Genomic DNA, 24,344 nt, shown 5'->3' with positions numbered 1-24,344 from the left:
CGGGACAGAAATCATATCCAGTGGATGAGAACAGGATGCAACCGGGTCAATGCGAGGTTGTCAGTCCTGGAAAAAGATGAGGAGCAAGGGAGAGACCATATGTCCATGGATGATCACCGTGAGGGCCGGGGGCCCAAAGAAGAAAATCATGGCCAGTCCGATTCCGGAAGCTTCGAGGACGATGATTTTGAAGCAGGTGTTGAGGAAGCCAAGAGGATCGCCGAGGAGGAGGAGGCCGGCTACCGCCACCTTGTCGGGTGGGACAAATGGATAATACCCGGCATCGCCGTCGTATGGTGCTTGTTTCAGCTGTCCATTGCAAGCGTGTGGCTCCTCGATACAGTGATCATCAGGGCCGTCCATCTCGGGTTCGCCATGCTCATTGCCTTCACCAGCTACCCGACCCTCAAGAAACCTCGCACAGGCTTCTGGTCCTTCCTGTCCACCAGGACGAGGATACCGATTTTTGATTACATCCTCGCCATAATCGGATGTTACTCCTCACTGTACATATTTCTCGATTACGAGGGCATTGCCAGCCGTCAGGGAGCGCCCAGTATGCGGGACGTGATCGTGGGGATCGTCCTGGTCCTCGTCCTCCTGGAGGCGGCGCGACGGGTTGTCGGTCCCGGTCTGACGGTGATCGCCACAGCTTTTACCCTCTACGTTTTATACGCGGAGCAAATGCCTGAATTCATGGCTTTCAAGAGCGCGTCCTTGCAGAAATATATCGGTAAAATGACCATGCAGACAGAGGGGATCTACGGGATACCCCTGGATGTGTCTGCGACGATCGTCTTTCTCTTTGTCCTGTTCGGGACCATGCTGGAGAGGGCTGGAGGAGGACGATTTTTCATCAATATTGCACTGAGCATGCTGGGAAGGTTCAAGGGAGGGCCTGCCAAGGCTGCAGTTGTAGGTTCCGGGCTCACCGGGATGGTTTCAGGGTCATCCATTGCCAACATCGTCACCACAGGGACCTTCACCATCCCCCTTATGAAAAAAGTGGGGTATTCACCGATAAAAGCCGCGGCCATCGAGGTGGCCGCCAGCACCGACGGCCAGATCGCACCTCCCATCATGGGAGCGGCCGCCTTTATTATCGCCGAATACCTGAACGTATCTTACCTGGATGTCATCAAAGCTGCGGCCATCCCTGCCTTCGTTTCCTACGCAACCCTGTTTTTTATTGTCCACGTGGAGGCGTCCAAGGCGGGTTTGAGGGGGCTGACAAAGGAGGAGATACCCAATTTTTTGAGGACACTTCGAGGCGGGCTCCACTACCTGATCCCCATTGGGGTCCTTGTGTACGAACTGGTGGTTCCCAGGCACTCCCCTGAACTGGCTGCCTTCAGGGCAATTGTCGCCATGTTCTTTGTAATGCTCTTCCAGGAACCGATCAAGAGGTACCTTAACAAGGAACCGATAGCGCCAGGGTTTATCCATAGTCTGACAACCATCGTCAAGTCCATGGCGGCCGGCGGCCGCAACATGGTGACCGTTGCCATTGCCACCGCAGCCGCGGGGATCATCGTCGGTGTTGTGACCATGGGGATCGGCGGGATCATCACCGAGGTGGTGGAGTTCCTGTCCGGGGGCAATATCTTCGCCCTTGTGTTCATTACCGCTCTGGCCAGTCTCATCCTTGGGATGGGCCTGCCCACTACAGCCACCTACATTGTCATGGCGGCACTCACCGCACCTATTATCGTGGAGGTGGGTGGAGCCAACGGGTTCATCGTTCCAATCATGGCGGCCCACCTGTTCTGTTTCTATTTCGGGATCCTGGCTGATGACACACCGCCTGTCGGGCTTGCCGCCTATGCCGCGGCGGCCATTGCCAAATCACCTCCCATACCAACAGGGATCCAGGGTTTCCTCTACGATATCCGGACGGCTTTGATCGCGGTCATGTTTATTTTCAACCACGATCTGATCCTGCACAACATCAACAGCTGGGGTCTGGCCATCCTTATCTTTACCATGGCCTGTGTGGGTAACTTTGCCTTTGCGTCCGCGACCCAGGGATGGTTCACGCACCGGAACGCCTGGTACGAGGTCCCCTTCTTTATCCTCATCGCTTTCATTATGATGCAGCCCGGTTATTCAGCCCAGTTCATCGGGGTCGAGAATAAATACATCATGTATGCCGTCGGGTTGGTCATCTTCGCCCTCATCTTCTTCAATCAGGTCCGCCGGAGAAAGCACGAGAGCCGGATGGTACTAACTTGAATCTTTGGAAGAACAATTGGTGAGATAATTTAGAAAAGGAGGCAGGTTCATGTCCCCGGATATAAATATAATCCTGTGCTGTATCGCCATGGGACCCAGCGCGGAGTGGGTGATGCTCCACGCCCTCCAGGAGGCTGGCGTCCATGGTGCCAAGGTACACGTCCTGCACGTCATTCCAGCCTACGATGCCACAATGGCCATGCCCATTGTCTCTTTCATGGGGGAGGAAAAGTTCAGCCAGCTTGTGAAAGAGCACAAGGATGAAACCGTTGTGGCCATAAAAAAAGATATCGAAGAACTAAAGGAGAGGATCATCAAGGAACACCTTGACGAATCTGTGGACAGGATCCGGAATATCCACGTTTATGAAGGGGATCCGGAACTGGAGATCCTTCACATGGCCGACGAGCTTGGTGTGGATATGATCGTAATGGGGACCCATTCCAAGGGGCTGACCCAGTATACATTCATGGGCAGTGTTGCAAAGAAGGTGCTGAAAAGGTCCCGGGTTCCCATGCTCCTTGTGCCTCCTCTTACTGCTGTAACCAGGTAATGTATGAGTAAAACGAGCAACTTTGAAATCGGTGTAGATACTGAGAGGGCCTGGTTTCTCTATGTAGGAGAGATCAAGGCTGCCGGGTTAAGCCGTTTTCTGGTCGACCCCCTTTCGAGGCGCTACGGAAAACCAGCTGAATGTATCCACATTGTACCGGATGTCCTCGCCTATTACCCGGAAGACATCTTCCTGGTCGTCGGTCCCGGTTCAGACAATGCCGGTCCGGATACCCCGGGAAGGACAAACTCACGGATGGCTCCCTCACAGTTTGCCGCTACCGTGAGCGCTGATGAGGTTGTCAAGGCCATGGTCGATCAGATCCTGGATATACAGGGTGAATTGATACTTAACGTTTTTGAATCTTCCCCGGGACTTACCCTTGCTGCAGACGACCGGATAAAGGTGATCGGTCCTGATCCTCAAATTGCCGTGTCCATGAACAATAAGCTGCGTCAGTATGAAATGGCCGTTCATTTGAATCTGCCTGTACCGGAAGGTTCGGCATGTTCCGGTTTAAGTGAGGCTTTGAAATATGCCGAGGGGATCTTTTCCCGCGGACGAAAGGCGTTTGTATCCGCAGCTTACAGCGCGGGCGGTTCCAACTCCCTTGTGGCCTCCACAGGAGAAGAGATAGCATCCCGATTCAAAGGTGTTTCCGACAGTCTTCTGGTAACCGAATATATCGAACACCGGTACGATCCTACCGTTCTGGGTGTCGTTGCCGGTGAGGGTGACGTCTATTTAGCCTCTGTAGCCGATCAGAACATCCAGGGAACGCGTTTCATGGGTTCTACTTTTCCCACTATCCTTGAGGAAGACAAGGTCTTAAAGCTTAAGGAGATCACCTCGATAGTGGGGAGCTATATGGGGAGCCAGGGGTACAGGGGCGTATTCGGCTGCGATTACATCGTTGATGAAAAGGGTGAGATCTATTTCATCGAGGTGAACGCGAGGAAACAGGGAACCACAATGGAGACGACACTTGCCATGATCCACCACCTTCCTGGAAGACCGACATTGCCTGAACTGGAGATGATGGCTGTTCTGGAGGGTCATCTGCCAGATGGTCTTGAAGAGATGAATTCGACCAACGGCTCCCTTTGCTGGGGAACCTACAACTACAAAACCGTGGATGATTGCATGGTGAGAAAATACGTGCCCCTCTCAATGGATGAGGAAGACCTTTTCAAAGAAGCCATGGCGGGGAGGGGAGGACATATTGTTCTGGATCATGTAGGACCGCACACGCACATTACGGCAGGGGGTTTCGTGGCCCGGGTAGTGGCGGCAGGGCCGACCCCTGATGATGTCAGAAAAGGAATCAAGGCAGGTGCACAGCGAGTGCACACAAGTATCAAATAAGAAAACCTCCTAAAAAGTCTCTTCGAGGTTTCTAAATGGCGCTCACGCCGCAGACGCGACCGTTGGGTGGACTTTTTCCATATCCATCTAGTGGACACAATTGGACCACGACCGAAAAGGTCTTAAGGAGGAATCCGAAGTGAAGCAGAAGGGAAAGAAGACACTGGAGGAGTGTCCTGGCGATGAAGCGCTTCTCACCACTATGCAGGTGTCTGACGAAGACCGATCCATTGCCCTTGAAAGGTCCGCGGAGGTCAGATCCCTTGACGAGGAATACTTTAGATTAAAAGACAAGATTCCGGTGGGCCTGGCTCTTGGGGACCGTTTCCGGGCCCGCAGGGAGCGTATTCTGGAGGTGCTCGGTGGAACGCGGGAGGACTGGAACAGTTACAAATGGCAGCTTCAAAACCGCATCTCAGATGTTGATGTCCTGGGGCAGATCCTTGATATTTCGGATGAGGAAAGGGCAGAGATCGTCAAGACAGGCAGACAGTATCGGTGGGCCATCTCACCCTACTATGCGAGCCTCATGGACCCCGAGGACAGGAAGTGCCCTGTCAGGGTTCAGGGGGTCCCCAGCATAAAGGAGCATCTGGACGCGTCTGAGGTCAGTGACCCCATGATCATCAAGTACAACAGCCCGGCCCCCCTCATCTCCAGGCTCTACCCCGACAGGCTGATCATCAACGTTACCAACGCGTGCGCCATGTTCTGCCGTCATTGCCTGAGACGCAAGGATATAGAGTCCTCCGACGTCACCTATCCCAGGGATATGCTGGATAAGGCTCTGGATTACGTGCGTCAGAATCCCGAGATAAGGGATGTTCTTCTGACCGGTGGCGATGCCCTGGCTCTTTCGGATGACAAGCTGGACTATATCCTCACCGAACTGGACAAAATACCCCACGTTGAGATCAAGCGGCTTGGTACGCGCATGCCTTGTGTCGTACCCCAGAGGATCACGCCTGAGTTGTGCAAAATGCTCGAAAAACATGACCCGATCTACCTCAGCACCCAGTTCAACCACCCCAAAGAGGTGACATCAGAGGCAAGGGAAGCCGTAAACAGGCTTACCCGGTCCGGTGTCATCGTCAGGGATCAGACCGTTCTGCTCAGAGGGGTTAACGACAACAAGCACGTTATGAAAAAGCTCATGCAGGAGCTTCTTCGCATAAAGGTGGTCCCTTATTACATATTCAACTGCAAAAAGGTTGAGGGAATCCGCCATTTCCGCCCTCCCATTGCGGAAGGTATAGAAATCATGGAGCACATGCGCGGATATACCTCCGGCATGGCGGTACCGACCTTCATCCTCACTGCGCCTGAAGGGAGGGGCAAGACCCCCATGTATCCCCAGTACCTCCTTCAGCCCGGAGTCCACGGCAAGGCGCTGATCAGGACCTGGGGCGGGCACGTCCTGGAGTACGACGACGAGGCAGAGGCTGAAAATGGTGTGATCTGGTGATCCCAGGCTGAAAGAACGCTCGTCCAGACCAATCTTACTGCGAAAGGAAACAGACATGTCAGGCTCTCTAGTGGAGAGGATCAGGGAGTCCGTCGAAGGCCGGCGAGGTGAGATAATGGGGCTGTTCAGGGAGATGGTACTGATAAACAGCCATTCCGCCAACACGGCAGGCATTAACAAGGTCGGGGAACTGGTTGTCTCCCGAATGCCATCCCTTTTAAAATATCGTGTTCACACCGATGAAACCGGTGTGAACCACCATATTTTTACAGGCGGCGCCCCCGGCCACGGTCACCTTCTACTGGTGGGACACCTGGACACGGTGTTCCCGGTAGACTCCCCCTTCCATTATTTCGAAGAGCGCGGTGACCGGGTCCACGGTCCCGGGACCATCGACATGAAGGGCGGGGTCGTAGTGATCATCGAGGCCCTCCGTGTCCTGGAAAAGCTGGGCCTGCTGGAAAAAGTGCCGCTTAGGTGCCTTTTCAACGGAGATGAGGAGGTGGGTTCGCCACGTTCCCAGAATTTGGTACGGGAGCTTGGTGATGGAGCTAGCGGCGCCCTGCTCTTCGAGGCCGGGGGACAGGACAACCAGGTCGTGGTCGGCCGCAGGGGGGTCGTGAGGTACAAACTGACGGCCACCGGTCAGGCCCGACATGCCGGGGTCAAGGAAGGCCCCAAGGCCAGCGCCATTGTAGAGCTTGCCCGTCTCGTTCTCGCCCTGGAGGCGCTCAACGACCTGAGCAGGGGGATCTCCATAAACGTGGGGGTCATCAGCGGCGGGATCGCCAACAACATCGTCTCCGACCTGGCCCAGGCGACCTTCGAGTTCCGATTCCGTCAGCCGGAGGTGGAAACTGAGGTTGTGAGCAAGATCCAGGAACTTGCTGCCAGCGTGACGACCCCCGGGTGCGGGGCCTCTTTCGAGGTCCATCACAGGAGGCCATGCATGGTGCCGGTGCCCGGTACCGATGAGCTTGTCGCAGCCCTCCAGGAGTCGGCAAAACTGCTGGGCCGGAAGGTGGAAACGGAGCACCGGGGAGGGGCTTCGGACGGGAACTTCCTGTCGGAGATGGGTGTGCCCGTTGTGGACGGTCTCGGCCCTGCCGGGGACATGGACCACTCGGACAAGGAATATGCCGTGACGGAGACGGTGTTCGAGAGGATAGAGCTGACGGCTCTCCTTCTCGCCCGATTAGCCGGCCTCGAAGGATAGAACGCAGCACGAAGCACACAGCACGAAGCACACAGCACGAAGTAATAATAGTGCACTAGTGCACAAGTGCACCTGTGCACTTTCTCTTTAACAGGGATAAAGGGGATGAAAGGGATAGATCCCGGTTCCTGTGAAAAGGGATAAAACCTGATTTACCGCAGGGTACGCAGGGTAAAACTAAATTCAGGGGGAAGAGTAGATTCCCTTAAATGCGGTGTTTTTCACCACGGAGGCACGGAGACAGGCGGAGGAAACCTTTAAGCTTGGGGAGTGAACGGTTATTACAAAGGCGATGTTTTTCACCACTGAGCTCACAGAGGTCACTGAGAAAATCGTTAAACTGCGTTAACCTGGGGGGAAGAATAATTTCTGTAAAAGCGGTAAAGGCAACCTCCCGCAAAACCACGAAGACGCAAAGAAAAACTGGGATCAGGGTTAAAACCAAATCATGGTCGAACCTTGGGAAACATACGACCAGAAGATAGTGACTCAACTCAAAGTCATCCGTAAACGTCGCAAGCGTTTTTGGGGGATATTTCTGTTGTGGGTGCCATTCGGATTAATAATCCTTGTTTTGGCACCTCGTTCCTACAAGGGAGATTTACTTCAATATTTAAGTTCTTTAATAGTAAATGCCCAAGGTGTGGAAATTACTTTTTTCAAAGAGTATTATTGAATACTTTCTCATCGAAATGCCTACACTGCGGGCTATCCCTCCGGGATGTCAAATATCGGGATACGATCGCGCTCTGACGCCGTTGAATGTTAAAACAGCACCTGTTTCTATACCCTCATCTCTTATCTCCTATCCATTAGCACTGCTTATACCCTTGCCCCCTCCGCCCTCCTGATGTATGAATTGACGGAGTAATTTAAAAGCTGGTCGTATGGGGTTAGCGAAACCGGATGAATTTTGAATCATTGAGGAGCTTTCATTGAGCAGTGACGAAAAAACCACAGGAACAGACTTCATCCGGCAGATCATCGCCGATGACCTGGCTTCGGGCAAGCACAGCACCGTGGTGACACGGTTCCCGCCGGAGCCCAACGGCTATCTTCACATCGGTCACGCCAAGAGTATCACCCTGAACTTTGGCGTTGCCAGCGAGGTTCCAGGGGGGCGCTGCCATCTGCGTTTCGACGACAGCAACCCCGAAACTGAGGACACGGAGTACGTTGAATCCATCAAGCAGGACGTCAAGTGGCTCGGTTACGACTGGGGCGATTACCTGTTTCACGCGTCGGACTACTTTGAGGAGTTGTACGCTTTTGCCGTGCATCTCATCAAGGACGGCAAGGCCTACGTGTGCAGCCTCTCCGATGACGAGATCCGTAAATACCGCGGCACAGTTACCAAGGCTGGTACCGCTAGCCCCTACAGAGACCGGCCCGTGGAGGAGAACCTGGATCTATTGGGGCGCATGCGGGCAGGTGAATTTGCCGATGGTGAGCATGTCCTGCGGGCCAAGATCGACATGGCAGCTTCCAATATGAAAATGCGTGATCCTCTCTTGTACCGTATTCGTCATGCCCCTCACTATCGAACGGGCAGCCACTGGTGCATCTACCCCATGTACGATTTTGCGCACTGCCTGTCTGACGCCATGGAGAACATCACCCACTCGCTTTGTACGCTAGAGTTCGAGAACAATCGGGAACTTTACGACTGGATCATCGACAACGTACCTGCGCCGGCCAGGCCGCGGCAGATAGAATTCGCCAGGCTGAACCTGAATTATACGGTGATGAGCAAACGCAAGCTGGTGGAACTTGTTGATGGCGGTCATGTCTCTGGATGGGACGATCCCCGTTTACCCACCATCGCCGGCCTTCGCCGCAGGGGGGTAACCCCGGAAGCCATAAAGGACTTCTGTGATCGCATCGGGGTAGCCAAGGCCAACAGCGTCGTGGATATGGCCCTTTTTGAGCACAGTATCCGTGATGACCTGAATACCAAAACCCCCAGGGTGATGGGGGTCCTCGATCCTGTCAAAATGGTCATCGTCAACTATCCTGAGGGTGAAGTTGAGAGTTTTGAGGCCCCCTACTTTCCCGATGATCCACCGAAAATGGGGGCCCGCAAGGTACCCTTCGGCAGGGAGCTTTACATCGAGCGTGCCGATTTCATGGAGGACCCGCCGAAGAAGTTCTTCCGGCTGGCTCCCGGCAGGGAGGTCCGCCTTCGTTGGGCCTACTTCGTCACCTGTGTGGACGTGGTCAAGAATGAAGATGGTGAGGTAGTGGAGGTGCACTGCACCTACGATCCTGAAACGAAGGGCGGGGATGCTCCCGACGGCCGCAGGGTCAAGGGAACTATCCACTGGGTGTCGGCGGACCACGCTCTCCCGGCCGAGGTCCGGCTCTATGACAGGCTTTTCACCGAGGCCAACCCCGATGCCGACAAGGATGTGGATTTCATCGAGCATCTGAACCCCCACTCCATGGATGTGGTCAGCGCCCGGGTGGAACCCAGTCTGGTTCAGGCCATGCCCGGTGACCGGTTCCAGTTCGAGCGCACCGGTTACTTCATCGCTGACTCCATGGACCACACGACGGATAAACCGGTCTTTAATAGAATTGTTCCGCTACGGGATTCCTGGAAGAAGATTGTAGCGAAGAGCTAATAGAACGCAGCACACAGAACGTAGAACGCAGAAGAAGATCTAAAGCTAACTTTCCGCGAAGGACCCAGAGGAAATCAAAAGACTGGGGAAAACACGTTTCCTCTAAAAACGGAAAATCTAACCTATACAGGGTAACCCTTTGAGATCTGAGATTTGAGATCTGAGATTGGAACTAAGCCATGTACGAAAAATATCTTTTCTTTAACTTTCTTCTTTTTATAGCCCTCACCATCCCGCTGATGGTAGCCGATGCCATGTTTATTATGCACCTCAAGCACAGGTATACACCCGCGTGGGATAGCCTGGGCAAGCCGGGGTACATTTTAGGCTTCAAAACCACCAGAATGATCCGTGGCTTCGTCAAGTACGGCGATCATCCCATTCTTGAAGACGAATACATCAAAAGGATCACTGTTATGCAGAAGATCCTCGCGCCCATTCAGACAATACTGTTCGCGTCCTTTGTCATTATTTTTATCGTGATGATAGTTGCGAAGTAAACTTTAAGGTCTGGCTTAACGCAGAGTACGCCCTTCGATCCCGCCGTGGGCGGGACTCAGGGCAGGCGGCCTGTGCGCAGAGGAAATCCTGAAAAGGGGGTAGGGCGCGGTTCAGCTCTTGTCGCTTAAATAATAACTGTGCTTTCTCCCTGATTAAAGTTTTCCTCCTGGCTCCCGGCTCCTGGATACTGGCTCCTGCTCTTACGACTTTGTCGAGATCCACTCCTGCGCTTTTTTTATCCTTTCAACGGTCTGTTCCCTTCCCAGCACTTCCATGACTTCAAACAGCCCCGGGCTGTCCTTCCTGTAGGTCAGCGCGATGCGAAGGGGCTGGGCGAGGGTTTTTAATTTCTGCCCCTCCTCCTCCAGCCACGCACGGATCTCTGTGTGGAGGGTTTCATGGTCGAAGGGCTCGATGGTGCTTATGAGGGCGCCTGCCTTTCCCATGAGGTGGTTGATCTCGGGGGTGAGGAATTTTTCTGCGGATTCCGGTTCGTAGGTAAGCTCTCGGAAATAGAAGTCAGCTTTCTGAGCCATCTCCACCAGGGTCACTGCCCTCTCCCTGAGAGTGAGAACGACTTTAGTGAGCCATTCTATGGCGGGGGCCTCCTCGATAAGACCATCCCTTTCAAGGAACGGCACCAGGCGCTGGGCGATCTCTTCCGGAGGCACGATCTTCATCCACTGGCCGTTGAGCCATTGAAGTTTGTCGTGGTCAAAGACGGAGGGGGATTTGCCCTGGTCGTCCAGCGACCACAGCTTAAGGATCTCCTCCACACTGAAGATCTCCTGTTCCTCGTGGGACCAGCCGAGACGGATGAGATAATTTAAAAGGGCCTCTGGCAGGTACCCCAACGCTTTGAACTCGTCCACAGCAGCGGCGCCGTGGCGTTTGCTCAGCTTCTCCCTGTCCGGGCCAAGGATAAGGGACATGTGACCGAACTTTGGGATCTCATATCCCAGGGCCTGGTACATCTGGATCTGGCGTGGTGTGTTGGAAAGGTGGTCCTCGCCCCGGATGACATGAGTGATGCCCATGAGAGCGTCATCCACGACAACGGTAAGGTTGTAGGTAGGGCTTCCGTCGGTCCGGCGGATGATGAGGTCATCCATCTGGTCCTCTTCGAACATGACCATCCCGCGGATCATGTCGTCTACGAATATCTGTCCCTCCTGGGGGGCCCTGAAGCGTATCGTGTGTTCCCCACTTCTTTCACCTTCCCTGAGGTCTCTGCACTTGCCGTTGTATTTTGCTGCTGTTCCCTTGAGCATGGCCTCTTTGCGGCTGACCTCCAGCTCCTCGGCTTTGCAATAGCACCTGTAGGCCTTACCTTCAACCATCAGTCGGTCTATATGTTCGTTGTAAAGATCAAAGCGCTCTGTTTGCCTGAAGGGCCCCTCGTCCCAGTCCAAACCAAGCCAGGTAAGGCCGTTCAATATCCATCCGATGGCTTCGTCGGTGGAACGTTCAAGGTCTGTATCCTCAACCCTGAGGATCATCTGGCCCCCTTGCTGGCGTGCGAAGATCCAGTTGTAAAGAGCTGTCCGGACACCGCCGATATGCAGATAGCCGGTGGGGGAGGGAGCGAAACGAACGCGAATGGGGGTGGGCATGGGTAATCCTCTTTATTTAGCACGCAGTACGCTGAACGCAGTACGCAGTAAACCTTCTTTATCAATAAACATCGTTTGGAGGGATTAACAGTTTTTATACAGCAGGTCAAACTCTTGAGATCTGTTTGGTTCGCTGTGTGCTGCGTGCTGCGTCCTGCGTCCTGTGTGCTAGTTAACTATGATCCCGGCGTATCCCACGACTTTTTCGTAGTCCCCGCTTACCTCTCCCGAGGTGGCGTACCTGACAAGCCGTGCCTTCGTGGCGCCCAGGGCGATGGCAGCGTAAAGCATGACTACCGTCGGTATGATACCGCACATGGTTATGCGGCGGCGGCTCACAACTTCCATCAACCCGTCCGGGTCCATATCCAGGATCCTGGATATGGCGTCCGAATCCTTGGCCTTTGCCGAATCGTAGCTTTCATAGTGTGTCATGTCAGAGCTGGAAACGAGGAGGATCTCCTCATTACGGTTGGCGATGACCCGGGATAGAGCCTCGCCCAGGGCTCGACACTCGTCCCTGCTGATCGTGGACAAGGTGATGGGCACGAAGGAAAGGTTCTCTCCGCCGGCATAATAAAGGAACGGCAGGATGACCTCCAGGGAATGTTCCTTTACGTGGGCCATCTCGTCAGGGACCGGGAGCTCGCTTTCATCGAGTATCTGGCGTGCCAGGGATTCGTTAACCGGAACATCACCGAAAGGCATGCGCCAGTGCCCTCCCGGGTAAACGGAGACGGCGGCTCCCAGGCCTGTGTGGTTGGGACCCAGGACGATTACTTCACGGGGGATCCGGATTGCTGCAGCAGTTTCCCCGGCAACAGCGCCGGAGTAGACGTATCCCGCATGAGGCATGATCGCGCCAATGGCCTTTTCAGGGATCAGACCGCCTGAAAGGTACCCGGTAACTTCACTCTTTAGATCTTGTGGGGTGCCTGAGTAGAAGCGGCCCGCCACTGCAGGTAGCCTCAGAAGTTTATTTCCCATGACGCCAAACCTCAATATTAATTGAGTCGCAAATAGTTATTAAAACAGTCCCATCCATGAATGTGACTGCCCTTCAGAAAGCTCGAAGAGCTTTTTAGCGAGGTTTTCAAATATCTACACCTAGAGCTTTTTTAAGGGTTCCGGCTGCGGCCAGGGCGGCCAAAGCCTCGCCCTCAATGCCAAGTTCCCATGGTGTGGGACTTATGATGGATGCTCTACCCCTGAGTCTGGTGGTGATGGCCATGCGCCCGATGATCCCTGGACTCCAGGCAGCGACTCCGGTGGGCAGGGCCCTGGATAACCTGTAGTCGTCATCCGGGTCAAGGTCGCTGGAGAAAGCTGTCAGCCCCTCACTTAGAAATGGTATCACAGCCTCGAGAGCCTGCAGAAGATCCTCCCGTATAGCCGGTATGTCGTCAGGTCCTATGTTCTTGAGTTCCTCTTGTGAAAGGAAAGAAGTGACGGTGACCGATCTTTTCCCTTCCGGAGCCATATCCGATCCTGCCGGGCTGAGAGCCAGGTAGCAGCTCTTCATTTTAAACGGCCCGCCGTTGTCCTCTCTCATGAGAAACAGATTGTCCTCCATGGCCTCCGGCACGATCCTGTCCTCGATGCCCAGGTAAAACCGAACCGGGTGGATCGGCGATGGTCCCTTGAGGGGCATCGCTGGGACTTTCTGAAAAAGGCCGTCCATGTTGGCTGCTATCCCGTCGGTGGTGGAAATGGACCTCGTGTGAACTCTCTGTCCATTGGACAGCTCCAGTGACAGCCCCTCTCTGAAATTAGTGGCGATGGATGAGACCTGGGCATCCTCCTGCAGTTCCCCGCCGTATTCCTGAAATCTCTGGAGCATGAGTGTCTTCAACCCTCCGGTCCCGGTAGTCTCCTGATAGGTACCTCTTCTGCCAACGCTGTGTATGAGAGCGCCCGGTAGGGGGGGGATGTCTGCCGCCAGTGAGAAGGCGCCCAGGAAGTGGTGCTGCAGGGAGAAAAAAGCTTTTTCAGGACTCGAGGTGTCAAAGGCCCTGATCTTGTCGCCCATTTTCCTGGCGTGGAAAAACCCCTTCAGCTTCTGGGTAATTCCAGCAGTCTGGAGCCAGCCTTTCTCAAGATCTTCGAGGTTGTCCTGTCCGCCATACCAGTTCGAGGCAATGGTATCCCATTCCTCATATAACTCTCTTATCGTGTCCAGGTTTTCGGGAAATTCCCGAGCGATCTCAGCCAGAAGACGATCTCTCTCGGGGTAAATGTTCAGACGATGACGGGGAAGGACTACCTGGTAACTGACCTCGTTCAGGGGATAGGTTTCGTTGACAAGCACACGCCCTATACCGATCTCGTTCAGGAACATTCTCAAAAAACCGCCTGTGTCGAGCCCACACATGGGAATAGGCCGTTTCCTGAACCGGTACCCTTCTATCCCGGATCTTTCAGAGGCTGATTCAGCGTCAAGGTTGTCAACGATAAGCACCCTCCGACCGCGTTTAGCGAGGAGGGTACCCAGGGCTAGCTGGGGGAACCTGGTGCCGATAATGGTGAGGTGATAGGGAACTGTCATGTGTCTGGCTTACGCCTCCGCTGATTTGTTCTGCAAAATCTTCACTTTGCGCCCTTCAATGAGGGTTCTCCCCTCGGACCACAGCTTAAGGGATTCGGGAAAAATGCGGTGCTCCTCCCTCAGTATGCGTAAGCCGAGAGATTCCTCGGTGTCATCGGGAAGAACCGGCACTATTGCCTGAATAATGATAGGCCCCGTATCGGTACCTTCATCAACAAAGTGGGTTGTGCAGCCCGAGAAACGCACGCCGTAATCCAGGGCTTGCTTTTGCCCGTGGGTACCGGGAAATGCCGGCAAAATAGCAGGGTGGATATTTATGATCCTGTGATGGTAGTGCTTTACAAAAAGTGGTGTGAGGACACGCATGAACCCGGCCAGGACCACCAGCTCCACACCGTACCCATCCAGGACCTCGATAAGTCTGTTCTCAAACTCTTCCCTGCTATTGAAATCCCCGTGACTGATAACCTGGGTGGGGATCCCGTGGTTTTTAGCCCTGGTCAGCCCGTATGCCTCTTCCTTGTTGCTCAAGACCACCGCGATCTTGATGTTAAGATACCCTGACTCCACCGAGTCGATGATGGACTGGAGATTACTTCCCCCGCCGGAGACAAGAACAGCGATCTTTTTCATACCGGTATCCTTAAATAGGGTCGCAAAAGTCCTAACGGGACTTTTGCTCCACGGAAAGGGAAAAACGCGGTTTTCCCTCCCCTCACGGAGACTGCTTATATATCACCAAAGTCTGTGCGAGACTTTGGTTCAACGGGAACCGAAAAGCGTGGTTTTCGGTTCCCCCACGGATCGAACACACAGCCTTTGGTACTCGATCCGGGCGCCTCTCCCAGGCGCGGCTGTTCACTGATCCGGGCGCCTCTCTCAGGCGCGGCTGTTCATTGATCCGGGCGCCCAAACGGGGCGCTTTGATGGACGTTTTACGAGTCCGTCAATCTTTTGTGAAAAAGACAGGCTCCTCATCAGGTTCCCTGTTTTCGACGCGCCCGATCCGATAAACGGTCTCACCGGCCGCCCTGAGTTCCTCTTCCACCTTTTTTGCGTTTTTATGGGCCACGATGACGATAAGCCCAATACCCATGTTGAAGGTCAAATACATCTCATCCTCTGGAACGTTGCCGAGACGGGCGATGAGATCGAAGATGGGCAGGACATCCCAGGATCCCTTGTCTATCACCGTCTTATAACGGTCCGGGACCACCCTCGGTATGTTGCCGCCGAATCCGCCTCCGGTAATGTGAACCATCCCCCGGATCAGGTTTTTATTGGTCAGGGGCAGGATGGAGGGTGAGTATGAGCGATGAGGCTGGAGCAGCTCTTCTCCCAGCGATCGTCCCAGGTCGGAATTGGATTTCTCCAGGGAGAGTTGTGCCATTTCGAGAAGTACCTTCCTTGCCAGGGAATATCCGTTGGTGTGAAGTCCCGATGACGCCAGGCCCAGGACTGTATCGCCACTCTCGATGGCCTCCCCGGTAAGAATGGACCCACGACTGACCACACCTACAATGGTGCCGGCCAGATCGTACTCTCCTTCACTGTAGAATCCGGGCATTTCGGCCGTCTCGCCGCCAAGAAGTGCGCATTCGTTACGTATACAGGCGCGGGCGATCCCCTTCACCACCTTTTCGATGGTTTCGGGTTCAAGTTTTCCGGTGGCGAGATAGTCCATGAAGAACAGAGGGCGGGCTCCCTGTACAAGAATGTCGTTAACACAGTGGTTAACAATATCTTCTCCCACAGTTTCGTGTTTATCGAGGAGAAACGCGATCTTGAGTTTTGTGCCCACTCCATCGATACTGGAAACAAGGACTGGATCCGGGGGAAAACCCTTTGTGGAAAAGAGGCCGCCAAAACCACCGATCCCTCCCAGGACTTGCGGGCCGTGGGTAGCCTTTACGGCGGAGGTGATCCGCTTTTTGGCTTCGTTGGCAGCTGAAATATCGACGCCTGCGTCTGAGTACCGAGTTTCTTTCATGGATGAGGCTTCTGTAGGGGTAAAGGGCCGGACCCTATATTATTAAACCGGCCAAAGTTGATGGACTTCGCTAAAAGTCATCAACGCGCCTCGAGTGGGGCGCCCGAATCAATGACCAATGCGCCTGTGAACGGCGCCCGGATCGATGACCGGGAATCATGTTAGCGATCCGTGAGGAAAGGGGAAACGACGCTTTTCCCTTTCCGTTGAGCCAAAAGGCCAGCGCGGACTTTGGCGATTATCAACAGTTTTCGTGAGGAAAGTGAAAACCACGTTTTTCGCTTTCCGTGGAGCAAAAAGCCACGAATGGACTTTTTGCGACCCTTTCAAAGTCCCGCCAAGTTAGCCCAATTCATGGGGCGTGTCAAACCGGAAAGGCAGTAAAGGGGGTGAATAAACGGTCGAAATGGGGTATTTTGCAAAAATGAAAATAGTGCTATATTTGCCATGTAAAGTTGAGGGCGGAAAATAGAAAATAAATTGTAGTGAAAAGTAAGATGTCTTGATATCCTTCTGCCCGCTCTATAACGTTTCATATTTCACCTGTTATTTTTGAATTGGAGCATATGAAAATATCAACCGTTGCCCTTGCCGTCATAGGTGATGAGGTTCTTCTCGGCGAGGTGAAGGACCTGAATATCAGTATCGTCAGCCGGGAGGTATTCCGCCTGGGAGCTGACCTTCCCTACGTCTGTGTTCTGCCGGATGATCCTGAATTTATGTTTGAGCACCTCACCTGGATGAAGGAGCGTTTTGATTGGGTGGTGACCACTGGCGGGATCGGTGCTACTCACGACGATCTGACCAAGCAGGTCGTGAGCCGGATTGTGGGAAGAGTTCTCGTTGAAGCCCCAGAGGCGATAAAGGCACTTGAAAACCGCATTGGCTTACCTCTTTCGCCCAGAGTCAGGGAACTCGCCCTGGTACCGGAGGGTGCCGAACTCGTCACCAATGAGCTCACAGCGGCTCCCGGTTTCATTGTTGCAAACTTCCTGGTTCTTCCGGGTATCCCCAGCCTTGTTAAATCCATGATCGGAGTGCTGGAAACAAAACTCAGCGGAATAGCATTTCAAACAGAGGTTGTTCGTACCATGTTGAGGGAGTCTGAGATCGCTCACCATCTTGAGGCCGTTCAGGAGATGTACCCTTCGGTTAAGGTTGGTTCCTACCCCCAGATGGAAGCGATCGACCACCGGGTGAAAATCGTTTTACGCAGCAGGGATGGGGATTTACTGCGTGAGGCGGTGCGCATGCTCCTGAAAAGGATCGAGGAATGAAAGCAGCTGGAATCGGGTTTGTGTGGAATGAATATAAACAGATGCCGGCCAAGTGGGATAGGCTCGGAAAAAGTCCATCACACAGGATGCATGGGCAGCGTACATCCCTGGGCGAGGATATCAAGTCTGGCTTTGTCCTTGTTTGCATCGCACTTCTCTTCACCAGCGGTTGTTCCACACCCAATGGTATCTTCAAAAAAACTGATGTGGATGGATCCTCAAAGGCTCAGAATTCCGAAGTGAAGCCTGACAACCAGGCCACTGCGTTAAAACCTGGTAAAAAGGAATTCCAAAGGCAGATCAGCAGTCTGAACGCAAAATTAAAGGCAGAAAAGGTTGCGCGGGAATCCCTGACAAGACGTCTTGAGATCGCCCAGACTGCCCGCGAGGATGCCATCCGGGAAGTCGTACGTATAAGGGCCCGAATCCAGGGTATGGCTTCTCAGGCCGAAGCTTCAGCCATGTTCGCAGAGGCCAGGGTGATCCTGGACAGGATGGAAAATGAGGCTTTCAACGAGGAGGCCCTGGGGGAACTTGACCTGGCCAGATCCTATATGGCCAGAGGGAAGGGTGCCCTTGACAATGGGAACCCAGGAGGCGCTGCATATCTGTTTGACTTGATCACCGGGGTATATGAAGGGATGAAGAAGACCGATCCGGGCACGATAAAGATCAGGGTCAGTATTGCCACATTGCGTATATCCCCCATGCCATCTTCAGAGAAGGTCAGTTCTCTATACCGGGGGGAGTCCGTCACCGGGCTTGAGAAGAAAAAGGACTGGATAAAGGTCAAGACTTCTTCCGGACAGACAGGGTGGATCATGAGGAACCAGACCCAGTGAATACCTGGAGCTGGTTTCGCCCTCTCGCCTTGGCAAGATACATGGCTGTGTCAGCCGCTTCGACGATCTGGGCGTAGTTGGTCCCATCCTCAGGAGCCGTCGCGACACCTATGCTGATGGTGATCGAGGTTGCCTGGTCTTTCACCTGGAATACGTTTTTTTCCACTGATTTCCTCAGTTTTTCAGCGATCTGGGTTCCGCCCTTACTGTCGGTATGACTGAGACAGATAATCCACTCCTCACCGCCGAAACGGGCTACAACGTCTGTTTTGCGGACGGTTTGAACGAGTACCTTCCCAAGCTCTTTAAGCGCTATGTCGCCTGCGATGTGACCGTAAGTGTCGTTGTACTCCTTGAAATTGTCCAGATCGATCATGAGAATAGTAAGAGGATCCTTGGTCCGGTTAGCCAGTTTCAGTTCCCGCCCAAGGTAATCCTCGATATACCGTCTGTTGTACCTGCCTGTCAGAGGGTCCGTTATGCTCATCACGCGCAGGTCTTCATTTCTTGCGGTGATCTCCTCCAGACTGTCCTTCAGGCTCACCGACATACTGTTGAAGGTGGATATGAACTCTCCCAGTTCACCTCCGATCCTGCTCTTGACCAGCAGGCCTGGTTTCCCCGATCTGATGCGTTTTGAAATCCTGGCCAGTTCCTCCAGCGGCAGGATGAGGGCCCTTGCCAGTAACAGAGCGGGAACGAGAAAGAGCCCGGCAAGGGCGAGAGCCATAAAAATAATCTGCTGGCGAAAATTGGCCAGGGGCTCAAGAGCTTCTTTCTTTAAGGTTTCGAGTACCACGCCCCAACGTGGTACTTCCAGCATGGCGCTCGTAGCGATAACCTCTTTACCCTGGAGTCCCCTGTAAATAGAGCGTTCCTCCTTCTCCTGAAGCAGGGCAAGGGCCCCTTCCGGAGCTGTGCTGTCCTCACCCAGTTCAATATTGGCGGCCTTGATATTGCCTTCGGCATCAAGAAGATAGATAACCGATCCCTCGGGGGCGAGATCCACGATCTTGTTCTGAAAATGCTCAATCTTCATCATAGCTGCGAAAAAATTCGGTGACAGGCCCCTGCCCAGGTCCATCTTCTGGATCAGCATCAGCCTGCTGCCATTCTTTGTCATGACCTCACTTACAAGTTGATATTGATCGGGGACTTCCAGGACCCTGTCTGCCCCTTGCCAGTCCTCCACAGGTTGTGCGATAAGTGGCGATCCATCCGAGTTGAGGATCATGATTTCCGAAAATAACTTGTTTCCTTCCAGCAGGTAGGCCAGATAGCTTTGAATATTCTTCCTGGAATCTTCCTTTTCCTCTCTTGATGTTTTTCCCTGGAGTTTTTTCAGATCTTCATTGAGCAGGTACGAAACTGTAAAGGCCTGGACCTCACTGGATCTGATCATCATCCAGTCACTCAACTGCTCGGAGATCCTCTGGGTCCTGGTCTCGATCTGGCCGTAGACCTGGTTCCTGAGAAGGTCGTTGATCCGGCTGCTCGCAAACCAGCCCCCCAGAAAGGAGGGGATAAGGACGCTCGCGATAACGATTCCCAGCACCTGAAAGCGAAGGGTGTTGACTCTTTTCGCGACCCAATTTCGTCTTTCGGCTGATGGTTTCGTCACAGGCGTTACTTTCTGGACAGTATTTTTAACCATAGGCCGAATACCATATCGTAATCCACGGTTCGCCGCAATACTCGCACGCACATTCCTTTCATACTTCTATTGATTTGTGCTATAAGTTCACAAGGTTGATATACTGGATAAAGTCCATTGACCAGGATGTTTTCCCTGAGTGCATCCCCGGGTGGTATCGAATACTCTGCCATCCGCCGCCTCGCAAAATAGTTCGAAGAAATTTTTTACGAGGTCACCAACGCCCAATTAAATGGGGATTTATTCCGGAGGTTCGTTAATGAATGCGGAGGTTAAAACAGTACTTGTCGTTGAAGATAAGGCATCTCTGACTCAGATGCTCCAGTTCCTTTTTCTATCCAAAGGCCTGAGTGTTCAGATTGCCTTTAACGGTAAGGAGGCTTTGGAAAAAGCCGGCGCCACCCTTCCCGATCTCATCCTTCTGGACATCATGATGCCCCAGATGGACGGGTTTGAAGTTCTTGAAAAGCTGAAAGAGAACCCTGCGACTTCAAATATTCCTGTAATTATGCTGACTGCCCGCAAATCAAGGGAGGATATGCAAAGGGCCAGAGATCTGGGTGCGGTGGAGTATATCACCAAACCGTTCAAGGCCGTTGAGGTTGTGGACAAGGTGGTTCGTCACCTTCGCTAAGGGGCGGGCTTTAGCCGATCCTATAGGTGAATTCCGGTAAACCATGATCTATCCCGTTCAGTGGGTATTTACAAGTATCAGGCGAAAGGCCATCGCAGGCCTTTTGATCATACTGCTCTCCGCAGTGTTCCTCATCGGTTTGTCCATTGTAAGTCAGGCCAGGAATTTTATTCTGGCTGAGGTACAGCGTCGAGCCTCTTCAGTTGCGAGGTTTGTCGGTACCGATCTGGCTCCCGCCCTGGATTCACCTGATTCCCTGTATAAAGTGCAGGAGATAGTTGACCGGATCTGCAGCGATCCCAGTGTCCTTTACGCGAGCGTTTTTCATGGGAACGGCAGGGTTATTTCCAGTAACAGCTCCAGGCCTGACCAGGAGATCAAGCGATCGTTGCCTTTGGGCGAACTCTACGATCTTGAATCCGAAGAGGTCCGATATCACGTTTCTGACGATGTCCTGGAGGTTTACCTGAGTGTTGTACTGCCGCAGGGGACGGAGAAGTTTTATTTCCTTCTAGGATTCGATATCACTGATGTGTCTTCCATCGTCGCCAAGATCACGCGGCTTATCGCTTTCAACGCCTTCATCGTATATATTTTCGGGCTTTTGGCCCTCATTGCGGCAGTGAACCGTCTGACTGAACCGCTCACAGACCTGGCGTCCGGGATCAAGGATCTGGGACTGGGCAAGCTTCCTCAACCTGTGCCTGTCAGGGGCTATGATGAGGTGGGAACCCTTTCGGCCAACTTCAACAAGATGATCGAAGACCTGGGACGTTACAGGCAGGAGGTCGAAAATTATCAGAAACACCTGGAGGATATGGTTGGGGAAAGGACAGAGGCCCTCAATAAAGCCAATGTTGAACTGACGCGGATGAACGAGAGCCTGAAAACAGCCAACGAAAAGCTCCTTGAACTGGATAAACTTAAATCCAACTTTCTCGGTATTGCCACCCATGAATTAAAGACCCCGCTTGCGGTGGTGGGAGGTTACCTGGATAGTCTGCAGGATGGATTTGCCGGCGAGCTTAATGATGCACAGACAGGTATCGTGGGAGAAACCTTGTCCAGCTGTCACCGGATGGAAGCGCTCATCAGCGACATGCTGGACCTTAATAAAATAGAAGCTGGCCGCATGCCCATGGAAACCATGGAACTGCCTGTGATCCATGTTGTGCAGAAGGTGGCCGGTCAGATGATCCCCCTGCTTCAGAAAAAGAAGCTCACACTGGATATCCTGGAGAAGGGCATGGAGCTGCCGGCCCGGTTTGACGAGGACAGGATCATCCAGGTCCTGGTCAACCTCATCAGCAACGCCATCAAGTTTACTCCGGAGGGCGGCCGCATCACCGTATCCGCAAAGCGGGGAACAGGTAAGAGTCTCTCATTTACCCAGATCAGTGTGGCGGATACAGGTATCGGTATCAGCCAGGAGGATCTTCCCCGCGTCTTCGAGGAGTTCGCCCAGGTGGGCGAGCCCGGCAAGGAGGAGGGAACGGGTCTCGGCCTCGCCATTTGCAGGAGGATCATCCGGGCACACAGCGGGGAGATCTGGGCGGAAAGCGTGGTGGGGAAGGGGACGGTCTTTCATTTCACGCTGCCGGTAGCGTGATTATTCAGTACCCGGTACCCAGTACCCAGGAGCCAGTAGTTGCGGAAAACCACGAGACGCGGTGACATCACGCTTCTGGCGTGACAGGCTTCAGACGCGGAGACAGTGGGTAAAGCAAGACATATTCTCATGGTGCCGTCATTCCGGGCCAAGTGAAACGGGGACCCGGAATCCACTCCAGCTTGTCATCGCGAACCGTCACCCATGTGAAGCGATCCCGGTTACTATAAAAACGGCAACAGCTTTAACGCAGAGTTTCGCAGAGCGGCCATTTAAAGGCCGCACCACAGGGTTACACAGGGTAAAACCGAAAACAGGGGAATGAGCAGTTTCTGTAAAAGCGGTAAGGCAGCCTTTTTCGCCGGATTTATTATAATTTTATGGCATTAGGAATTGACAGCCACTTTTAGATTTACTCTGAGTTCTGCGTGAGAAACCAGCCGCATTCACAGGCATAAAAAAAGCCGCTTTAAGCGGCTGCTTTCTCTCCTGACTTCTGGCTCCTGGGTACTGGCTCCTGCCCCTTATCGCTGCATGATAGCCACCCCACCCGAATTTGTCAGAGCGTGGACCACTCGGGTCAGGACCTCGACGACTTCCGGGTCGAACTGGGTCCCCGAGCATCGGTCTATCTCACGCAAGGCCTCCTGGACGCTCAGAGGGTCACGGTACGGGCGTTTTGTTGTCATGGCGTCGAAAGCGTCCGCAGCGGCCAGGATCTTGGCCTCAAGCAGGATATCCTCACTTTCGAAACCGTTGGGATACCCCATACCGTCGATCCGCTCGTGATGTTGGAGGACACACATTTTGATCTTCTCGCTGAAGTCGATGGGTTCGAGGATCCTGAAACCAGTGAGAGGATGGTCCTTTATCTCATTATACTCACCGCTATTCAGAGAGGTGGGTTTGTTCAGGATGCTCAACTCAACAGTGATCTTCCCGATGTCGTGAAGAACTCCGGCCTGCTGTATGATCTCCAACTGGTCCATGTCAAGCCCCATCTGTTCGCCGATGAGCAGGGAGTATTGTGTAACACGCTCCGAATGCCCCTTGGTGTAAACATCCTTCGATTCAACGGCTACGATGAGGGATTGAACCATGGAAAAATAACCCCTCTGTATCCTTTCGAGGAGCAAAGCGTTGTTAATGGCCATGGCTGTTTCCGAGGCGATGGTAGCGAGGAGGGTCCGGTCCTCTTCTGAAAAGCATGTTCCGTCTTTTCTGTTAATAAGGGAAATAATCCCGATAAGTTCGTCCTTTATCATGATAGGAGCTGAAATTGCGGTTCGTCGCCTGTAACCCATGGTGCTAACCAAAGGAAAGCGGTCCTGTTTGTCAAAATCTTCCACCAGGAGGGATTTCTTGTTTAAGGCCACCCAACCGGCGAGTCCCTTACCAACCGGGATGGACTGTTTGGTACCGGTCTTTGCCTTTGCAAGTCCAAGAGAGAACTCAACCACCAGGTTGTCCTTTTCAACTTCCGGCAGCATCAAATGACCGATTTCAGCTTTAAGGAGTTCAACCGGCAGGGAGACGGCCATGCTGTAGATCTGCTTCTTGTCGTGCTCCAATCCCAGCATCCGGCTGATCTGGTTCAGGGCCGATAGGCGATTGATGGCTTCGTTCAGGCTGGCATTGATCTCTTCCAGATCCTGGTTGAGGCCCGAGACCATCAGGTTGGCCTGCCTGGTTTCATCAAGTTGACGTTCCAGTTGCCTGGAGAGAGCTTCCTTCTCCAGGAGGTGGGAGATCTCCTGTTTTTCCATGGCTGTCATCTTCTGCCGGTAACTCTCCACCCTTTTTTGTTCCGTGAGGGCTTCGGACAGCAAAGCGATGCGGTTTGAAATGTTTGAAAGGACCGGCAGCGAGGAAGAGGGGATCGAAGAGAGGGTTTCTTCGTCTACGGGATGTTGCGAGGCCCTGTTCAGGCGGTGGAGGTAACTGAACGTATAGATCAGTGCTCCTGCCAAAAGGGCAACGAGTATGAACAGAAAAATATTGACGAAGCTGAAAGTCATGGAATCTTACTTTTTAGTGTGAACGCAGATTGAATATGTAATTTTCATTTCTTCCCCCCGTGGAATAACTTCAGCTGAATTTCAGAATTGTACTTATAGCAGAATGCAGGTACAGGTGCAATATAAGTACATAGCTGCAATCGGGGATCAGTAATCGGTAATCCTTAATCAGTAACACCAAGTTAAAAAAATCTGTATTCAAATAA

General features: G+C 53.2%; 18 protein-coding genes. 11 read left to right on the top strand and 7 right to left on the bottom strand.

The window, feature by feature from the left end:
• Window positions 1-24 precede the first annotated feature (24 nt).
• The 7 genes from P1S59_01135 to P1S59_01105 all read left to right on the top strand — a co-directional run bounded on the left by P1S59_01135 (window position 25) and on the right by P1S59_01105 (window position 9,955).
• Window positions 25-2,232 carry a TRAP transporter permease gene (locus tag P1S59_01135; GenBank protein MDF1524862.1) on the top strand — a complete coding sequence of 736 codons (2,208 nt, stop codon included), beginning with the start codon at window positions 25-27 and terminating at the stop codon, window positions 2,230-2,232.
• Between the two features lie 49 nt (window positions 2,233-2,281).
• Window positions 2,282-2,785, top strand: coding sequence for a universal stress protein (locus P1S59_01130; protein MDF1524861.1), 504 nt, complete (start codon window positions 2,282-2,284; stop codon window positions 2,783-2,785).
• Between the two features lie 3 nt (window positions 2,786-2,788).
• Window positions 2,789-4,150, top strand: a complete 1,362-nt coding sequence (locus P1S59_01125) for an ATP-grasp domain-containing protein (GenBank protein ID MDF1524860.1) — start codon at window positions 2,789-2,791, stop codon at window positions 4,148-4,150.
• 202 nt (window positions 4,151-4,352) lie between these two features.
• Window positions 4,353-5,615, top strand: a complete 1,263-nt coding sequence (locus P1S59_01120) for a KamA family radical SAM protein (protein MDF1524859.1) — start codon at window positions 4,353-4,355, stop codon at window positions 5,613-5,615.
• Between the two features lie 55 nt (window positions 5,616-5,670).
• Window positions 5,671-6,831: a M20/M25/M40 family metallo-hydrolase gene (locus tag P1S59_01115; GenBank protein MDF1524858.1), complete on the top strand. Its 1,161-nt coding sequence runs from the start codon at window positions 5,671-5,673 to the stop codon at window positions 6,829-6,831.
• A 935-nt stretch (window positions 6,832-7,766) separates the two neighbouring features.
• Complete coding sequence (locus P1S59_01110; protein MDF1524857.1) at window positions 7,767-9,455, top strand: glutamine--tRNA ligase/YqeY domain fusion protein; 1,689 nt, start codon at window positions 7,767-7,769, stop codon at window positions 9,453-9,455.
• Window positions 9,456-9,634: 179 nt separating this feature from the next.
• Complete coding sequence (locus P1S59_01105; protein ID MDF1524856.1) at window positions 9,635-9,955, top strand: hypothetical protein; 321 nt, start codon at window positions 9,635-9,637, stop codon at window positions 9,953-9,955.
• A gap of 201 nt (window positions 9,956-10,156) precedes the next feature.
• Here P1S59_01105 and gltX read toward each other — a convergent pair whose 3' ends face one another.
• The 5 genes from gltX to purM form a co-directional block, all read right to left on the bottom strand.
• Complete coding sequence (gene gltX, locus P1S59_01100) at window positions 10,157-11,569, bottom strand: glutamate--tRNA ligase (GenBank protein MDF1524855.1); 1,413 nt, start codon at window positions 11,567-11,569, stop codon at window positions 10,157-10,159.
• Between the two features lie 168 nt (window positions 11,570-11,737).
• Window positions 11,738-12,556, bottom strand: coding sequence for an AmmeMemoRadiSam system protein B (amrB, locus tag P1S59_01095; GenBank protein ID MDF1524854.1), 819 nt, complete (start codon window positions 12,554-12,556; stop codon window positions 11,738-11,740).
• 106 nt (window positions 12,557-12,662) lie between these two features.
• Window positions 12,663-14,114, bottom strand: a complete 1,452-nt coding sequence (locus tag P1S59_01090) for a hypothetical protein (protein MDF1524853.1) — start codon at window positions 14,112-14,114, stop codon at window positions 12,663-12,665.
• Window positions 14,115-14,123: 9 nt separating this feature from the next.
• Window positions 14,124-14,747: a phosphoribosylglycinamide formyltransferase gene (gene purN / locus P1S59_01085; GenBank protein MDF1524852.1), complete on the bottom strand. Its 624-nt coding sequence runs from the start codon at window positions 14,745-14,747 to the stop codon at window positions 14,124-14,126.
• A gap of 313 nt (window positions 14,748-15,060) precedes the next feature.
• Window positions 15,061-16,104: a phosphoribosylformylglycinamidine cyclo-ligase gene (gene purM, locus P1S59_01080; GenBank protein MDF1524851.1), complete on the bottom strand. Its 1,044-nt coding sequence runs from the start codon at window positions 16,102-16,104 to the stop codon at window positions 15,061-15,063.
• 566 nt (window positions 16,105-16,670) lie between these two features.
• Between purM and P1S59_01075 the strand changes: the two genes are divergently transcribed.
• Together P1S59_01075 and P1S59_01070 are read left to right on the top strand one after the other, a co-directional pair.
• Window positions 16,671-17,381, top strand: coding sequence for a molybdopterin-binding protein (locus P1S59_01075; GenBank protein MDF1524850.1), 711 nt, complete (start codon window positions 16,671-16,673; stop codon window positions 17,379-17,381).
• Entirely contained in the window at window positions 17,378-18,223 is an 846-nt protein-coding gene (locus P1S59_01070; GenBank protein MDF1524849.1) for an SH3 domain-containing protein, read from the top strand. Before P1S59_01075 ends, P1S59_01070 begins: the two co-directional genes overlap by 4 nt.
• Here P1S59_01070 and P1S59_01065 read toward each other — a convergent pair.
• On the bottom strand, window positions 18,201-19,877 hold the full coding sequence (locus tag P1S59_01065; GenBank protein MDF1524848.1) for a sensor domain-containing diguanylate cyclase: 1,677 nt from the start codon (window positions 19,875-19,877) through the stop codon (window positions 18,201-18,203). The two genes, P1S59_01070 and P1S59_01065, sit on opposite strands and share 23 nt — an antisense overlap.
• A gap of 259 nt (window positions 19,878-20,136) precedes the next feature.
• Between P1S59_01065 and P1S59_01060 the strand changes: the two genes are divergently transcribed.
• Together P1S59_01060 and P1S59_01055 are read left to right on the top strand one after the other, a co-directional pair.
• Window positions 20,137-20,511: a response regulator gene (locus P1S59_01060; protein MDF1524847.1), complete on the top strand. Its 375-nt coding sequence runs from the start codon at window positions 20,137-20,139 to the stop codon at window positions 20,509-20,511.
• Window positions 20,512-20,554: 43 nt separating this feature from the next.
• On the top strand, window positions 20,555-22,120 hold the full coding sequence (locus P1S59_01055) for a HAMP domain-containing sensor histidine kinase (GenBank protein MDF1524846.1): 1,566 nt from the start codon (window positions 20,555-20,557) through the stop codon (window positions 22,118-22,120).
• Between the two features lie 524 nt (window positions 22,121-22,644).
• Here the strand turns inward: P1S59_01055 and P1S59_01050 are convergent.
• Complete coding sequence (locus tag P1S59_01050) at window positions 22,645-24,138, bottom strand: HD domain-containing protein (GenBank protein ID MDF1524845.1); 1,494 nt, start codon at window positions 24,136-24,138, stop codon at window positions 22,645-22,647.
• Window positions 24,139-24,344: the final 206 nt, after the last annotated feature.

The sequence above is a fragment of the bacterium genome (assembly GCA_029210965.1).
Taxonomy (GTDB): Bacteria; BMS3Abin14; BMS3Abin14; order BMS3Abin14; family BMS3Abin14; genus JALHUC01.
Note: the sequence above shows the minus strand (reverse complement) of the source record. Positions and strands in the feature narration are given on the sequence as shown.

Coding starts and splice junctions, on each gene's coding strand:
- purN (MDF1524852.1), bottom strand. CDS start 14,747: ATGAAAAAGATCGCTGTTCTTGTCTCCGGCGGGGGAAGTAATCTCCAG.
- P1S59_01090 (MDF1524853.1), bottom strand. CDS start 14,114: ATGACAGTTCCCTATCACCTCACCATTATCGGCACCAGGTTCCCCCAG.
- P1S59_01105 (MDF1524856.1), top strand. CDS start 9,635: ATGTACGAAAAATATCTTTTCTTTAACTTTCTTCTTTTTATAGCCCTC.
- P1S59_01050 (MDF1524845.1), bottom strand. CDS start 24,138: ATGACTTTCAGCTTCGTCAATATTTTTCTGTTCATACTCGTTGCCCTT.
- P1S59_01125 (MDF1524860.1), top strand. CDS start 2,789: ATGAGTAAAACGAGCAACTTTGAAATCGGTGTAGATACTGAGAGGGCC.
- P1S59_01075 (MDF1524850.1), top strand. CDS start 16,671: ATGAAAATATCAACCGTTGCCCTTGCCGTCATAGGTGATGAGGTTCTT.
- P1S59_01120 (MDF1524859.1), top strand. CDS start 4,353: ATGCAGGTGTCTGACGAAGACCGATCCATTGCCCTTGAAAGGTCCGCG.
- P1S59_01060 (MDF1524847.1), top strand. CDS start 20,137: ATGAATGCGGAGGTTAAAACAGTACTTGTCGTTGAAGATAAGGCATCT.
- amrB (MDF1524854.1), bottom strand. CDS start 12,556: ATGGGAAATAAACTTCTGAGGCTACCTGCAGTGGCGGGCCGCTTCTAC.
- P1S59_01070 (MDF1524849.1), top strand. CDS start 17,378: ATGAAAGCAGCTGGAATCGGGTTTGTGTGGAATGAATATAAACAGATG.
- P1S59_01065 (MDF1524848.1), bottom strand. CDS start 19,877: ATGGTTAAAAATACTGTCCAGAAAGTAACGCCTGTGACGAAACCATCA.
- purM (MDF1524851.1), bottom strand. CDS start 16,104: ATGAAAGAAACTCGGTACTCAGACGCAGGCGTCGATATTTCAGCTGCC.
- P1S59_01055 (MDF1524846.1), top strand. CDS start 20,555: ATGATCTATCCCGTTCAGTGGGTATTTACAAGTATCAGGCGAAAGGCC.
- P1S59_01135 (MDF1524862.1), top strand. CDS start 25: ATGAGAACAGGATGCAACCGGGTCAATGCGAGGTTGTCAGTCCTGGAA.
- P1S59_01130 (MDF1524861.1), top strand. CDS start 2,282: ATGTCCCCGGATATAAATATAATCCTGTGCTGTATCGCCATGGGACCC.
- gltX (MDF1524855.1), bottom strand. CDS start 11,569: ATGCCCACCCCCATTCGCGTTCGTTTCGCTCCCTCCCCCACCGGCTAT.
- P1S59_01115 (MDF1524858.1), top strand. CDS start 5,671: ATGTCAGGCTCTCTAGTGGAGAGGATCAGGGAGTCCGTCGAAGGCCGG.